This is a genomic window from Paenibacillus tabacirhizosphaerae (genome assembly GCF_040812395.1).
In the GTDB taxonomy this organism is placed as follows: Bacteria; Bacillota; Bacilli; order Paenibacillales; family NBRC-103111; genus Paenibacillus_E.
Genome location: NZ_JBFNXH010000003.1, coordinates 140,561 through 154,470, shown reverse-complemented (window position 1 = coordinate 154,470; position 13,910 = coordinate 140,561). Strand labels below are relative to the sequence as shown.

17 protein-coding genes are annotated in these 13,910 nt (G+C 47.1%); 15 read left to right on the top strand and 2 right to left on the bottom strand.

Annotation, left to right across the window (positions count from 1 at the left end; all coding sequences use genetic code 11):
• Positions 1-243: 243 nt before the first annotated feature.
• The 5 genes from ABRS97_RS06455 (at position 244) to ABRS97_RS06435 (ending at position 6,933) form a co-directional block, all read left to right on the top strand.
• The gene (locus tag ABRS97_RS06455; RefSeq protein WP_367812161.1) at positions 244-1,800 is read left to right on the top strand and encodes an ABC-F family ATP-binding cassette domain-containing protein; all 1,557 of its coding nucleotides are present in this window, start codon (positions 244-246) and stop codon (positions 1,798-1,800) included.
• A 12-nt stretch (positions 1,801-1,812) separates the two neighbouring features.
• Positions 1,813-2,103, top strand: coding sequence for a Dabb family protein (locus ABRS97_RS06450; RefSeq protein ID WP_367812159.1), 291 nt, complete (start codon positions 1,813-1,815; stop codon positions 2,101-2,103).
• Between the two features lie 166 nt (positions 2,104-2,269).
• A complete protein-coding gene (locus ABRS97_RS06445; RefSeq protein ID WP_483312426.1) occupies positions 2,270-3,292 on the top strand; it encodes a M42 family metallopeptidase in 1,023 nt (340 codons plus the stop codon).
• On the top strand, positions 3,289-5,247 hold the full coding sequence (locus tag ABRS97_RS06440) for an ABC-F family ATP-binding cassette domain-containing protein (protein WP_367812155.1): 1,959 nt from the start codon (positions 3,289-3,291) through the stop codon (positions 5,245-5,247). The genes ABRS97_RS06445 and ABRS97_RS06440 overlap by 4 nt, the downstream gene beginning before the upstream one ends.
• Before the next feature lie 72 nt (positions 5,248-5,319).
• Complete coding sequence (locus tag ABRS97_RS06435) at positions 5,320-6,933, top strand: ABC-F family ATP-binding cassette domain-containing protein (RefSeq protein WP_367812153.1); 1,614 nt, start codon at positions 5,320-5,322, stop codon at positions 6,931-6,933.
• 101 nt (positions 6,934-7,034) lie between these two features.
• Here ABRS97_RS06435 and ABRS97_RS06430 read toward each other — a convergent pair whose 3' ends face one another.
• Positions 7,035-7,247, bottom strand: a complete 213-nt coding sequence (locus tag ABRS97_RS06430) for a hypothetical protein (RefSeq protein WP_367812151.1) — start codon at positions 7,245-7,247, stop codon at positions 7,035-7,037.
• 72 nt (positions 7,248-7,319) lie between these two features.
• Here ABRS97_RS06430 and ABRS97_RS06425 point away from each other — a divergent pair, with 72 nt between their 5' ends.
• Genes ABRS97_RS06425 through kapB form a run of 3 tightly spaced genes read left to right on the top strand, consistent with a single transcriptional unit; the run spans position 7,320 to position 8,581 of the window.
• Positions 7,320-7,838: a hypothetical protein gene (locus ABRS97_RS06425; RefSeq protein ID WP_367812149.1), complete on the top strand. Its 519-nt coding sequence runs from the start codon at positions 7,320-7,322 to the stop codon at positions 7,836-7,838.
• Position 7,839: 1 nt separating this feature from the next.
• Positions 7,840-8,160, top strand: coding sequence for a thioredoxin family protein (locus ABRS97_RS06420; protein WP_367812147.1), 321 nt, complete (start codon positions 7,840-7,842; stop codon positions 8,158-8,160).
• Positions 8,161-8,185: 25 nt separating this feature from the next.
• Entirely contained in the window at positions 8,186-8,581 is a 396-nt protein-coding gene (gene kapB / locus ABRS97_RS06415) for a kinase-associated lipoprotein KapB (protein ID WP_367812144.1), read from the top strand.
• On the opposite strand, the gene ABRS97_RS06410 is transcribed toward kapB, so the two are convergent.
• Positions 8,578-8,799 carry a hypothetical protein gene (locus tag ABRS97_RS06410; protein ID WP_367812142.1) on the bottom strand — a complete coding sequence of 74 codons (222 nt, stop codon included), beginning with the start codon at positions 8,797-8,799 and terminating at the stop codon, positions 8,578-8,580. The genes kapB and ABRS97_RS06410 overlap by 4 nt on opposite strands.
• 218 nt (positions 8,800-9,017) lie before the next feature.
• Between ABRS97_RS06410 and ABRS97_RS06405 the strand changes: the two genes are divergently transcribed.
• The 7 genes from ABRS97_RS06405 (at position 9,018) to ABRS97_RS06375 (ending at position 13,761) form a co-directional block, all read left to right on the top strand.
• Positions 9,018-10,091: a Gfo/Idh/MocA family protein gene (locus tag ABRS97_RS06405; protein WP_367812140.1), complete on the top strand. Its 1,074-nt coding sequence runs from the start codon at positions 9,018-9,020 to the stop codon at positions 10,089-10,091.
• A gap of 19 nt (positions 10,092-10,110) precedes the next feature.
• Positions 10,111-10,764: a trimeric intracellular cation channel family protein gene (locus tag ABRS97_RS06400; RefSeq protein ID WP_367812138.1), complete on the top strand. Its 654-nt coding sequence runs from the start codon at positions 10,111-10,113 to the stop codon at positions 10,762-10,764.
• A 21-nt stretch (positions 10,765-10,785) separates the two neighbouring features.
• Positions 10,786-11,268 carry a hypothetical protein gene (locus tag ABRS97_RS06395; RefSeq protein ID WP_367812136.1) on the top strand — a complete coding sequence of 161 codons (483 nt, stop codon included), beginning with the start codon at positions 10,786-10,788 and terminating at the stop codon, positions 11,266-11,268.
• Positions 11,269-11,411: 143 nt separating this feature from the next.
• Positions 11,412-11,567: a hypothetical protein gene (locus ABRS97_RS06390; protein WP_367812134.1), complete on the top strand. Its 156-nt coding sequence runs from the start codon at positions 11,412-11,414 to the stop codon at positions 11,565-11,567.
• A gap of 30 nt (positions 11,568-11,597) precedes the next feature.
• A complete protein-coding gene (locus ABRS97_RS06385; protein ID WP_367812133.1) occupies positions 11,598-12,302 on the top strand; it encodes a hypothetical protein in 705 nt (234 codons plus the stop codon).
• A gap of 93 nt (positions 12,303-12,395) precedes the next feature.
• On the top strand, positions 12,396-12,593 hold the full coding sequence (locus ABRS97_RS06380; RefSeq protein WP_367812131.1) for a hypothetical protein: 198 nt from the start codon (positions 12,396-12,398) through the stop codon (positions 12,591-12,593).
• Positions 12,594-12,873: 280 nt separating this feature from the next.
• Complete coding sequence (locus tag ABRS97_RS06375; protein ID WP_367812129.1) at positions 12,874-13,761, top strand: AAA family ATPase; 888 nt, start codon at positions 12,874-12,876, stop codon at positions 13,759-13,761.
• The last annotated feature ends 149 nt before the right edge of the window (positions 13,762-13,910 follow it).

Sequence of the window (13,910 nt, the reverse complement as noted above, 5' to 3'; positions counted from 1 at the left end):
TTTTCTGGTTAGCAGCAGGATTTTTTCTCATTCATGATGTGCATAATCAATTCCTTCTTTGGGACGGAGGTCCACTGATCCTGAATTCTGTTATTTATCGAATGGGCTGGTTCTACCAAGAAATCTTGAATGTGAGCGCTTTCGATACGTATTTGGCTATTTCCTGTCGGATGCACACAGTGGTATAATAAGAATTCGCCGAGAGACGGCAGCTTTAAGTAGATAGGAGTTCAGATTTATTATATGAGTCTTTTGACAATTGAAGATTTAAGCCATAGTTTCGGGGATCGCACCCTTTTTAAAAATGTTTCTTTCCGCCTGCTTGCTGGCGAGCGTGTCGGTATTGTTGGAGCAAATGGCGTGGGCAAGTCCACGTTGATGAATATATTAACTGGCAAGCAGCTTAAGGATACTGGTAAAGTTGAGTGGACACCTCGGGTTCATTATGGGTATTTGGATCAGCATTCCGTGCTGACGCCGGGTAAAACTGTTCGCGATATTCTTCGTGATGCGTTCCTGCCTTTATATGAGCAGGAGAAAGACATGATGGCGATTACTGAGAAAATGGGTGATGCTTCGCCGGAAGAGCTTGAGGTTTTGTTGGAGGAAATGGGTGAAATTCAAGAGCGTCTGGACGCGAGCGGCTTCTATTTGCTTGACGTCAAAGTGGATGAGATGGCCAATGGTCTCGGTCTTACTGCAATTGGTTTGGATCGCGACGTTGCTTCCCTCAGCGGCGGTCAGCGGACAAAGGTGCTATTGGCCAAGCTTCTTCTGGAAAAGCCAACCGTTCTGCTCCTGGATGAGCCTACGAACTATCTGGACGTCGAGCATATCGAATGGCTCAAAATTTATTTAAAAGATTACCCATTCGCATTCATGTTGATTTCTCATGATACGGAGTTTATGAACGAAGTTGTTAACGTAGTGTATCATTTGGAATTTACCAAATTAACCCGGTATACGGCGAATTATGAGAAATTTTTGAACATGGCTGAAATGAACAAGGCTCAGCATATTGATGCCTATGAGAAGCAGCAGGAATACATCAAGCAGCAGGAAGATTTTATTCAGCGAAATAAAGCTCGTTATTCAACATCGAGCCGCGCGAAGAGCCGTCAAAAGCAGCTGGAAAAAATAGAGCGCATCGAACGTCCGGAAACGGCTGCGAAGCCCACTTTCATATTCAAAGAGTCCAGGGCGAGCGGGAGAATTGTTTTTGAAGCGGATCAAATGGAGATTGGTTACGATCGTCCGCTGCTGCCGAAAATGAATGTGTCGATTGAACGTGGCGAAAAAATAGCCATCGTAGGATGTAACGGGGTCGGGAAATCAACGCTGCTGAAAACCATTCTCGGCAAAATCGAGCCCTACAGCGGTAAAACGTATCGCGGGGATTATTTGTTTCCGGCTTACTTTGAACAAGAGGTTAAAGCAGGCCATATAACGCCAATCGATGACGTGTGGAACGAATTCTCATCCATGAACCAACATGAAGTAAGAGGAGCCCTAGCGCGATGCGGCTTGAAAAACGAGCATATAACCCGTCAGTTGAGCATGCTGAGCGGAGGAGAGCAAGCTAAGGTTCGCCTTTGCAAGCTGCTCATGAGGGAAAGTAATTGGCTGCTTTTCGACGAGCCGACAAACCACTTGGACGTTGTGGCCAAAGAAGAGCTGCAGCGTGCATTGAAAGAATACAAAGGCACTGTGCTGCTTGTTTGCCACGAGCCTGAGTTTTATGAAGGATGGGTAACGAGAGTTTGGAACGTGGAAGAATGGTCCGCAAAAATAACCAATTAGGGGGAGTATACAATGCTGACACACGTTGTGTTATTTAAGCTAAGAGATCGCAGTCCCGAATCGGTGCAGGCAACAAAACAAGTTCTTGCAAACATGGAAGGAAAAATTCCGGTTCTTAAGCACATTGAAGTTGGTACAGATATCCTTCATCAGGAGCGTTCCTATGACATTGCGCTCATTACAAAATTCGAATCCGTAGAAGATTTGAAAGTATATAATACGCATCCGCTTCACGAAGAAGTACTAATATATATGAAATCCGTTTTGGACGGTACCTCGGTTTGTGTTGACTTTCTCAGCTAAATCGGTTTGATTAACGCTGGAAAACAGTGTAGTATCCTTTATGATGAGGCTGCACTGTTTTTGTGTGTTAAAGAGGATTTTTGATGAATTTTACTATTACTATAAATAGATGCTAAATACGAAAAGGGAGGAATCCCGCTTGAAAAATAAGCTGAATCAAGCTTACATGACAGAAACGCTTGATATGCTGCTGCGTACGCCGAGTCCGACTGGCTATACCCATCACATTATGCAAAAGGTAAAGCATGAGGTCAATAAACTCGGGTATGAGCTTATCTTAACGAATAAAGGCTGCGGTATCGTATCTATTCCCGGCGAGAAGAACGATCGCGTTATTGGCATATCTGCGCATGTCGACACGCTCGGAGCCATGGTTCGCTCCATTAAGGAAAACGGCACGCTCAAAATTACTTCGCTGGGCGGTTTCATGATGGGTGCGATTGAGAATGAATATGTTCAAATTCATACGCGCGATGAACGCACTTATGAGGGAACGATTCTCACTTCTCGACCTTCTGTGCATGTTTATGAAGATGCCAGAGAGTTTAAACGCGATGAGGCGAATATGGAAGTACGCATCGATGAATGGGTGAAGACGAAGAAGGACGTTCAAGCTTTGGGCATTCGTGTAGGTGACTATATTTCCTTCGATCCGCGGGTTCAAATGAAGGAAAATGGATTTGTAAAATCGCGCCATCTTGACGATAAGGCGAGTGTGGCTGCGTTGTTCGGGCTATTGAAATTAATAAAAGATGAGGGGCTAAAGCCCTCATTTATGATCAAGTTGTTCTTTTCCAACTATGAAGAAGTGGGGCACGGTTCTGCTTTTATCCCAGAGGATATTACGGAATTGATCGCTGTTGATATGGGCGCGCTTGGCGACGATTTGAGCGGCAGCGAGCGAGATGTATCGATCTGCGCGAAAGATTCATCAGGACCTTATGATTATCAAATGACATCGAAGATGATTGAGTTGTCCGAAAAACTTGAAATTGGCTATGCGGTTGATATTTATCCACGTTACGGTTCCGATGCGTCTGCTGCACTTAAAGGCGGAAGGGATATCCGCGCTGCGCTGGTCGGTCCAGGCGTTCATGCGTCACACAGTATGGAAAGAACGCATATGGATGCTATTGTAAATACGGCTGCGCTGCTTGCGGCTTATATCCAGGAGCCTGCTGAAGTATGAATATATTGAATGCGTTAAATATAACGAAAACTTATGGCGACAAAGTGCTATTCGATGATATCTCGTTCACGGTGAACGAAAAGCAGCGCATTGGGCTCATTGGCGTAAACGGCACAGGCAAATCCACGCTGCTGAAGCTGCTAGCGGGACTCGAAACAGCGGACCGCGGCAAGCTGACGCATGCGAACCATTTTCGGGTGGAATACCTGCCGCAGAACCCGGAGTTCGATCCGAACTCCACGGTGCTTGAGCAGGTATTCCACGGTGAAACGCCGCTCATGCAGACGCTTCGCGACTATGAGCGCGCACTTGCCGAGCTGGAGCTGGATGCCGCTAGCGAGAAGAAACAAACGCGGCTGTTCAACGCCCAGCAGCGCATGGAAGAGCACGGCGCCTGGGAAGCCAGCACCACGGCCAAAACTGTGCTGACGCGCCTTGGCATCAGCGACTTCGACAAGCCCGTCGGCCAGTTGTCCGGCGGTCAGCGCAAACGCGTGGCGATGGCCCGGGTGTTGATCCAGCCCGCCGACCTGCTCATCCTCGATGAGCCAACGAACCATATTGATAACGAGACGGCCATGTGGCTCGAGGAGTTCCTCGGTAAGTGGCGCGGCGCCTTGCTGCTTGTTACGCATGACCGGTACTTCCTGGAGCGGGTAACCAACCGCATTCTGGAGCTGGACCGGGGCAAGATCTACTCCTACGAGGGCAACTACGAGGCGTTCCTCGAGAAAAAGGCGGAGCGGATGGAATCCGAAGCCGCCAGCGAAGACAAGCGGCAGAATCTGCTGCGCCGCGAGTTGGCTTGGCTCCGTCGCGGCGCGAAGGCGCGCACGACGAAACAGAAGGCGCGCATCCAGCGCGCCGAGGACTTAAGGGACCGCAAGGTCGACGGTCCCGGGGAAAAGCTCGACATGGCGCTGGCAGGCAGCCGCCTTGGCAAGAAGGTGATGGAGCTGGAAGCCATCACCAAGGGCTACACCAGCGGGAAGCCGCTCATCAGCGGCTTCAGCTACATCGTGATGCCAAACGACCGCCTTGGCATCATCGGCCCGAACGGCAGCGGCAAGTCGACGCTGCTGAACATGCTCGCCGGGCGCATTCAGCCCGACAGCGGCACGATCGAGACCGGCCAGACAGTCAAGCTGGCCTACTATACGCAAGAGAATGTCGAGATGGACGAGAAGATGCGCGTCATCGAATACATCAAAGAAGCTGCGGAACAAATCCGCACCTCGGATGGTGAAACGATTTCTGCATCGCAAATGCTTGAGCGCTTTTTGTTCTCACCCACCTTGCAGTGGTCGCCGATCGGTAAGCTATCCGGGGGCGAGAGACGCAGACTCTATCTGCTGCGTACGTTAATGGGCGAGCCCAATGTGCTGTTGCTCGATGAGCCGACGAATGATTTGGATATTCAGACATTGACGATTCTGGAAGACTACTTGGAGCAGTTTCCAGGCGCCGTCATTACCGTCTCTCATGACCGATACTTTTTGGACCGAACTTGCACGCATCTCTTTGCATTTGAGGGTAACGGGCGTATTGAGCCGTTTATCGGCAATTACACCGATTATTTGGAGGAGAAGCGCCAAGAGGAAGAAGCGGAGCAAGCGCGCAAAGAAATCTTGAAAAACGCAGCCATTCCGAAATCAAGCGTCGTGTCTTCCGCAAGCACTGGCGTAGCTTCAACCGTTAGCGGCAGCGGCGCCCGCCCTAAGAAACTTACATTCAAGGAACAAAAGGAATGGGACGAAATCGAGCACGTGATTGCTGCACTAGAGGACAAAGCAACAAATCTGAAGCTGCAGATCGAATCGGCTGGCAGCGACTTCGATCGCGTTCGGGAGTTGTATGAGGAAGAACAGAAAAACGTTGCCGAACTGGAGTCGGCGATGGAGCGTTGGACTTATTTATCCGAGTTAGTAGAAGAAATAGAACGAAATAAGGTATGATAGAGATAAATGGGTTGACTCTTTAAACTTGTGATTTAAGTAAACTAATATAAAGGCAGGTAAATATTCTACATGATAACTGTAAACAACGTGACGCTTCGTTACGGCAAAAGGGCCCTTTTCGAAGACGCCAACATTAAATTTACTCCGGGCAACTGCTACGGTCTTATTGGCGCGAACGGTGCGGGCAAATCGACATTTCTGAAAATTCTTTCTGGTGAAATTGAGCCGAACACAGGTGAGGTTAGTATTACGCCGGGCGAGAGAATGGCCGTTTTGAAACAAAATCATTATGAATTTGACGATATCGAAGTCTTGAAAACCGTTATGATGGGGCATGCCCGTTTGTTTAAAATTATGGAAGAAAAAGACGCTTTGTATGCCAAAGCTGACTTCTCCGAAGAAGATGGCATGAGAGCCGCCGAGCTCGAAGGCGAATTCCAGGATCTGGACGGCTGGCAGGCGGAATCTGATGCGGCAGAGCTTTTGATCGGTCTGGGCATCCCGACTTCCGTGCATGACGTAAAGATGAAGGATCTGGAAGGCAATGAGAAAGTGCGTGTTCTATTGGCGCAAGCATTGTTCGGCAACCCGAATATCCTGCTGCTCGATGAGCCTACCAACCATTTGAACTTGGAGTCGATTCGCTGGCTGGAGAACTTCCTGTCCCGTTTCGAAGGCACCGTCATTGTTGTATCCCATGACCGTCACTTCCTGAATCAAGTATGTACGCATATCGCGGATATTGATTTTAGCAAAATTTCCATGTATGTCGGTAACTACGACTTCTGGTACGAGTCCAGCCAACTTGCACTTCGACTTGCCAGAGATGCAAACAAGAAGACAGAAGAGAAACGTAAAGAGCTTGAGGCCTTTATCGCCCGCTTTAGTGCGAATGCCTCCAAATCGAAGCAAGCCACTTCCCGTAAGAAGCAGCTCGAGAAGCTCACGCTTGAAGATATTAAGCCATCCAGCCGTAAATATCCGTTCATTAACTTCAAATCCGAGCGTGAAGCCGGTAAGCAACTGCTTGCAGTTGAAGGCTTGACGAAGACGATTGACGGCGTGAAGGTGTTGAACAACTTGACGTTCACACTGAATAAAGGGGATAAGGTCGCTTTTGTAGGTCCGGATGGAATCGCGAAAACGACACTGTTCAAAATTATTATGGGTGAGCTTGAAGCGGACGCAGGCAGCTATACTTGGGGGGTTACAACATCCCAGGCGTATTTCCCGAAAGACAGTCAAGACTATTTCAATTCGGACATGAACTTGGTGGATTGGCTCCGTCAATACTCCAAAGATCAGGACGAATCCTTCTTGCGCGGTTTCTTGGGTCGTATGCTGTTCTCTGGCGAAGAGGCGCTCAAGAAAGCGAACGTTCTTTCCGGAGGAGAGAAAGTGCGCTGCATGTTCTCTAAAATGATGCTGAGCGGTTCCAACGTGCTCATTCTTGATGAGCCTACGAACCATCTCGACTTGGAGTCGATTACAGCGCTTAACAACGGATTGGTCGATTTCGACGGAACAATTTTATTCGTTTCACATGACCATCAGTTCATTCAAACGATTGCGAACCGCGTGATGGAGATTACGCCGAACGGCCTCATCGACAAAATGATCACATACGATGAGTACCTCGACAGTGAAGAAGTTAAAAAGCAACGCGAAACTTTGTACGTTTAAGCGTAGCTGGTAGTCCATGCCTCTGCAAGGAAGCTAACTGATATGATTAGAAAAAGCGCCCTGATCGGAAAGCTTATCAGGGCGCTTTTTGCAATTCGTTTCTAGCTGCCGCCCGTACGGCGGCGCTGATTGTTTACTTTTTTGGTCATTTGGCTTTTAGCCGTTTGATTATGACTACCGGATTGTTTCGTATTCGCTTTTTGAGCGGCTTGATCCGCTTTTTTCTGAGCCAGCTTTTGCTTAATCGCATCGGCTAAGCTAACTTTTTTGAGACCTTCTTGTGCATGGATTTCATCTTGAGGCTTGTCTGACATCGTCACACCTTCTTTACGTGATATACTTTTAGTATAATCGAAAAAAAGGAAAGATGAAAGAAGGTGCCCACTGTGTTTGATCCCACGATATTTGATAATGTAAAAGTGGTGCTGGAAGGCGCTGTGTATGACCTGGATTTAGATGGCGTCATTCTTGTCACACAGCGATCGGATTTAATTAATCTCTCATCCATGTCGCGGACTTTCGCTATAGAATTCACTAAGAAAACGAAGTTACCCAGTAAGGCCGAAATTAGCTTGCATGCGCATCTTAGCGACTTGGCGGCAGAAATTTTAGAGAACACCTCAGCTGCACCTGGATGTATACTAACCGTAAAACTGTTCACTTCGGTGAAGCAGCCGGAACGGGAATGTCCGATCATTGGAACGGAACTAAGTTCGATCTGGGGACATCGTCCGCAGCTATCGCAGCTGCTCTCTTATGAATATGGTTCTAATGAGGTCATGTACAACAATCAAATTACGCTAAATTTCGGCCGCAAAATTGATGAAAGTCATATCGATGATTTCGGGAACTTAATCGACTGCGCGATACAAAGTTTAGAGTGGTTGGATGGAAGAGGCAGATAGGATGCAGGAATTATCGCAGCAAGAGCTGCTGGACTATGTAAACCGTGACGAACAGGATTCGTTTGCGGTGTTTCTGTTTACGCCGTTTTGCGGAACCTGTAAAGTTACGGAGCGTATGCTCGACATTGTTTTAACCATGAAGCCCGAGTTGCCGCTCGTGAAAAGCAATATTAATTACCTTCCGAGCCTGAGCAGGGAGTGGCAAATTACGAGTGTTCCGTGTATAGTCATAATGGAGCGCGGGAAAGAAAAACGATTCCTATACCGCATGCAATCGGTGGATGAGCTTTATCGCCAATTGCTGCCGCTAATATCAAGCTAACATTTATATACAGGAGGTTAGAGAGATGAGTGCTGCCACATTGCAAGCAGGAGAGCAGGTTATTGCAGAGTATAAAACAGGGGTCTATTATGGAGAAGTTGTTGAAGTTACCGGCGGAATTAAGGCAGCGGTGCGAATTCTGGCTGTGAAGGATCACCCAACGCAGGGTGATTTACATAATCCGATGGATGCCAGCGTGGCATTTTTCCATCAGCGTCGCGCACTTTCCTTTCAAGAGATTGCGCTAATGCCCATTTCGACCATTCGTCCATTCGCAGGAACGGTGCCAGATTATCAGGAATCGCTGAAGAGAGCGCTATTGGCGCAAATCAATAAACTGTCGGACTTGCATGCTTGGGCCGGGCGCTCTCTGCAGGAGCTGGAAAGTTTACAAAAAGAGTATTTTCCAAATAAGAATTAAGAAACTTCAAGGTACAATTTGGTACCGTCATTATATTTAAAAATCGCTACATCCCCAATGATCTCAATTAATGAGATCATTTTTAATTTTTTGCGAAATTCAAAATGAAGCTCAAGTTCCTTTAATTTTTTGGACAGCAGATCCATCTGGGAATTCTTATGCGTGTAATTGTGCACAGGAATTGTTTTATTTATGAATTTGATGGATATCGCATGCATGGTTATCCCTCCTTGTCATTACTTATACAATAAGCATACATTTCAAATGTTAGATATGTTTGAGTTCAACTATTAAAAAAGTATAAGTCTTTCCAGTCTATTCCATTCATTTTGTCCGCATTCTGCATGAATCTTCTCGGATTCCCAGTTGCGAGGACGGAAAGCCACAATTATAATAAGAAAGGCTAACAAATTACAGGTACGGGGGAATAACTAAGATGACAGCTAGCAATCCAATTCGAGTGGGTATTATTGGTTCCGGCAATATCGGGAATGTACATATGGAAGTGCTTAAACAAATCCCTGAAGCGCAAATTGCAGCAGTAACGGATGTGTATGCACCTTTAGCTGAAGCAAGAGCGAAAGAACATGGCATTGAAAAGGTGTATGCAACAACGGACAAGCTGTTAGCTGACTCAACGATCGATGCGGTTGTTATAGCCGTTTCCAATGAGTGGCATGCTCCGATTGCCGTCCAAGCACTGGAGGCAGGCAAGCATGTGCTGCTCGAAAAACCGATGGCACTGAACTTGGAATCCGCCAAGCAAATCGTTGAAGCGGAACGCAAAGCAGGCAAAGTGCTGATGATTCCTCATCAACTACGCTTTGAGTCTCTTTCCATGCAGGTGAAGCAGCAGGTAGAAAAAGGCGCTCTCGGGCATATTTATCATGCAAAAGCTGGTTGGGTAAGACGTAAAGGAATACCGGGTTGGGGCACATGGTTTACACAAATGGATAAATCCGGCGGCGGTCCGCTCATTGATCTGGGTGTGCATATGTTGGATCTATCGCTCTATTTAATGGGGAATCCGAAGCCGGTTTCTGTTTATGGAGCTACCTATGCGGAGTTCGGCCCGCGGAAAAAAGGAATCGGCTCCTGGGGCACGCCGAACTGGAATGGTCATTATGATGTTGAGGATTTGGCCACCGCGCTCATCAAGTTGGATAACGGGGCTACCTTGTCGCTGGATGTAAGCTGGGCGGCTTTAGTTGAGACGGATAGCCAACCGTATGTGCAGCTTCTTGGTTCAGAAGGGGGAGCGTCCATTCGCGGAACGAAAGGAAAACTTCTTGCAGAGCTGTTCGAGCGTGAAGCGGATGTCGATCTTCATATCCCTGAGGAGGATGAAGGAGCGCGTATCCGGATGGCTAAACATTTCTTGGCTTGCATAATAAATGGCAGCCAGCCTATCACTTCGGTTATGACTGGATACACGAACAACCTGATTTTGGATGCGATTTATCGTTCGTCACATACGGGGCGCGAAATACAACTGGACTGGGACATCTAGGAGATAGGAGCTGCAGGAAGTGAACTGGGAGCTGTTTAGTATCATCGGCACGATTGCTTTTGCGGTGAGCGGAGCTATCGTCGCGATGGAAGAGGAATATGACATACTTGGGGTTTATGTACTAGGGCTCGTAACGGCTTTCGGAGGCGGCATCGTTCGGAATCTGTTGATCGGTAAACCGATTGTGCTGCTTTGGGAGCAGGGAGTGAATTTTCAGATTGCCTTGTTAGCGATGACGCTCGTGTTTTTCTTGCCGGTTCGGTATATCCGGCTCTGGAAAACCTGGGAAGCACTATTCGATGCGATTGGCTTAGCGGCTTTTTCTATACAAGGCGCAATCTACGCGACGAATATGGGGCACCCGCTCAGTGCGATTATCGTAGCAGCTGTTTTGACAGGAATAGGCGGCGGTATGATTCGTGATGTTCTTGCAGGCCGTAAGCCGCTGGTGCTCAAAGATGAGATCTACGCCGTTTGGGGAATGCTGGCAGGTGCGTTGGTAGGGCTTGGCTGGACGCAGGGCACATGGCAGTTGGCTTTACTATTTATACTGATTATTGTGCTGAGGATGCTATCTGTTATGAATAAATGGAAGCTTCCAAAACGATCACTACGCAATGCGATTTCTTCGCATGAAGGTTCTTCAAGCGCCTCAGGAAGATCCGAGATCTAAGTGTAAGGAAGGGTGAATGGTATGCTGGAAGCATCATTACAACAACAGCAAAGAATTTCATCAGAGACCATAGCGTCCCGAATTATTTCCGTGAAGGAACTGCTCCAAACGGACCTTGAAATGTATGAGGTCGCTAAGGATCAATTGACCGGCGAGCATTATCTGCACTATGGCTATCTGCATCGTGACTTCACCAATACCGGTGAACCGGAATCGTTCCATTATATGCTGCCGATCGACAGCGATGATGTGTTAGGCTTGGTTTTTGGCGAGCAAGGCTTCGCTTACCCCGATCATTGGCACAAACCATTTTTGCGAAATGGGCCTGAAGGATTTTATATTTGGTTTGATCCGAGCCATGAAGAGGAACAGACCCAGGATGATGCGATTGCAGCGGATTTATTGCAGAAACTAAAAGCTTTCCGGGAACAAGGCGAGGTTGATTCGGACTCGATCCGCAAGCTCCTTGAAGACTTGGATGAATCCCGGAACAAAGAAGAGTAGATCTTGTTTTATGCATGAAAATAATATAAAAGCTTATTGCCGATGCAGAATCGGCGGTAGGCTTTTTTTGTTTGGTAAAAATGAGGATATTTGTCCATATTAACACTGTTACTTGTTGAAAGCAGAAAGGGGTGTTTAGAGAAATGATGAGATTAGATTCGTATCAATTCGCAGATTTGGACAAACATGAGGACTTACTGCAGGATCTTCGGAGCCTCGAATCCCGGATGAAACATGAGCTTGGTTACGAAATCGCCTTAATTGCTTATACACAAAAGCATGAAGGGCAACAAAAGTAAAATTATAATTTAGAAAGGATGGAACTCAATGTGAATAAATTCATTGCAAACATAGCGTTATTAACTTGCTTGGTTTGCTTGCTTACATCTTGCGGGCAAGGCAGCCCGCACAGTCAAGCCGGAGCGAGCTCGGCCAATCCTCATGCAGGTAGCTGGGATACGGATTCCCGCAATAACGAAAATGCGTCGCTTGGTGCTAAAAGTGTGAATCAGGCCCCTCATCATAGTATGATCCCATCTACGATCGATAGTACAAAGGCCCATGTTAACACGCATTTGTCGATGAACAGAGATTTAGCGGATCAACTTATTCAAGCGGCGCATGTAGGGACTACGGCGGTAGCAGTCACGAACCATAATATCTATGTTGCCGTCGATCTTGGAGGTATGCAAGCAATGGGGGTGGACGACAAGATCCAGATACTCAGCAAAAACAACGATTCTGCATCGGAAGCCGGTTTGTTTGGTTCAGGAGCAGGCGCACAAATGGATTGGATTTCAACTAAACCGTTAGCGCCAGAAAGTGCAAACGCCATCAGACATACGTTAAGCCGCGTATACCCGGATGCGAATATTTTCATTTCGGGCAATCCGCACTTTGTAAACCGGATGCTGTATTATGACGGGCAGCAGCGTCAAAATAAAGTGATGGATACCTACTTGAACGAATTTAACACGATGGTTCAATATGCATTTCCGAATTATTCGACGGGTCAAAATAACTTAATGCCCTGAGAATAACTAATGAAATCTGCCCTCAGCCGTCATGGACGAGCTGGGGGTTTTCCATGGCTGTACACCATTTGCGATTGAAAAGAGGAATGGACGATGCTGAAACAATATTTTGCAGAAGTGAAGCTGCAAGAGAATGATTCTTTAAGTGAAGCGCTAGAAGAGCTAGTAAACGAAGCGGAGAATCAATATCATACCCCCTATGTTGAGGTATATCAGGTGATTCAAAGGACGGAGGATGCGTTTACGGTTATCCTGAACATGGATTTTCCCGGCGTTCAAGCAGATGCATGAGCAATCGATATAAAGTCCGCGCGTATTGCAGTTCCCACAGCTGTGCGTATGTTCATAAAGATGATGTGATCCAAGCGATAAATTACGAATCTGCCTATGGCCTAGCCATTTATTACAATGAAAAAGTCAATGCGAGTTGCCCTTTATGCGGGGATGGCATGGCTTTTTACGCGCATGCAGTGATCAATGGACCTTGACTGCTTAGAGATGATGCTTGACAACATGCGCTTCCTGATAAATAGTAAGAAATACGAGTTAATCAGGAAGGGAAATCAAAAAAATGTCTACATATGCATGGCCACAGGCCGTATCTGAGCATCTGGAACAAAGAAAACTGCAAGTGCAGGAGAACACAACAGATGAAGATCGTAAACTGATTGGAACGGCAGCGTTTAGAACGCCGAATGAAGAAGTGCTGCAGGATGCAGTAATCGCCTTGTTTTTAGGTAAAAACATACTTCTCAAGGGTCCAACCGGTTCGGGCAAAACCAAACTGGCAGAGCATGTATCCGCTTTGTTTGGGCAGCCTTTGCATGCGGTGAACTGCTCCACGGATCTGGATGCAGAAGCACTGCTGGGCTTTAAAACATTAACGCATAACGAACAAGGAAACTCGCGAATCGAGTTTATTCCTGGTCCAATTATGAAAGCTATGACCAAAGGACACATCCTTTATATTGATGAAATCAATATGGCTAAGCCGGAGACGCTGCCGCTTATTAATGGTGTTTTGGATTACCGTAGGTCAATCACGAATCCATTTACGGGGGAAGTCGTTACCGCCCATCCTGATTTCCGGGTGGTTGCGGCTATTAATGAAGGATATATTGGTACGGTTCCATTGAATGAAGCTTTAAAAAACCGGTTCGTCACCGTTGATGTACCTTATCTGCAAGGAGAAGACTTACTTCAATTGCTTCGGAGCCAATCGGTGCTTAAGGATGCCCAGATGCTAGGGATTTTCGTCCAATTGTCAGCCGATTTGTTGACATTAATCGAAATGGGGCAGCTGCCAGATGAGGCTGGCTCGATTCGGGCATTGCTTGACGCCTGTGATTTGGCTGCCTATATCCCGCCGATGCGTGCTGTGTCACGCGCGATTGCCGGCAAATTAGAAGATGAAAGGGAACGGGCTGCCGTCATGAACGTGGCGGAGACGTTGTTCTAAGGCGATGTTTGTTGGAAAACTAAGCTTACTGGATGACAAAATAGATTCGCTGCTCCATATGCAGCTCCTTGATCTGGGACGCATGTTCACAAGGCGCAAGGAGTTGGAGGTGGAAGCGGCATTCCACGCGCATTATGGGGAAAAGGATG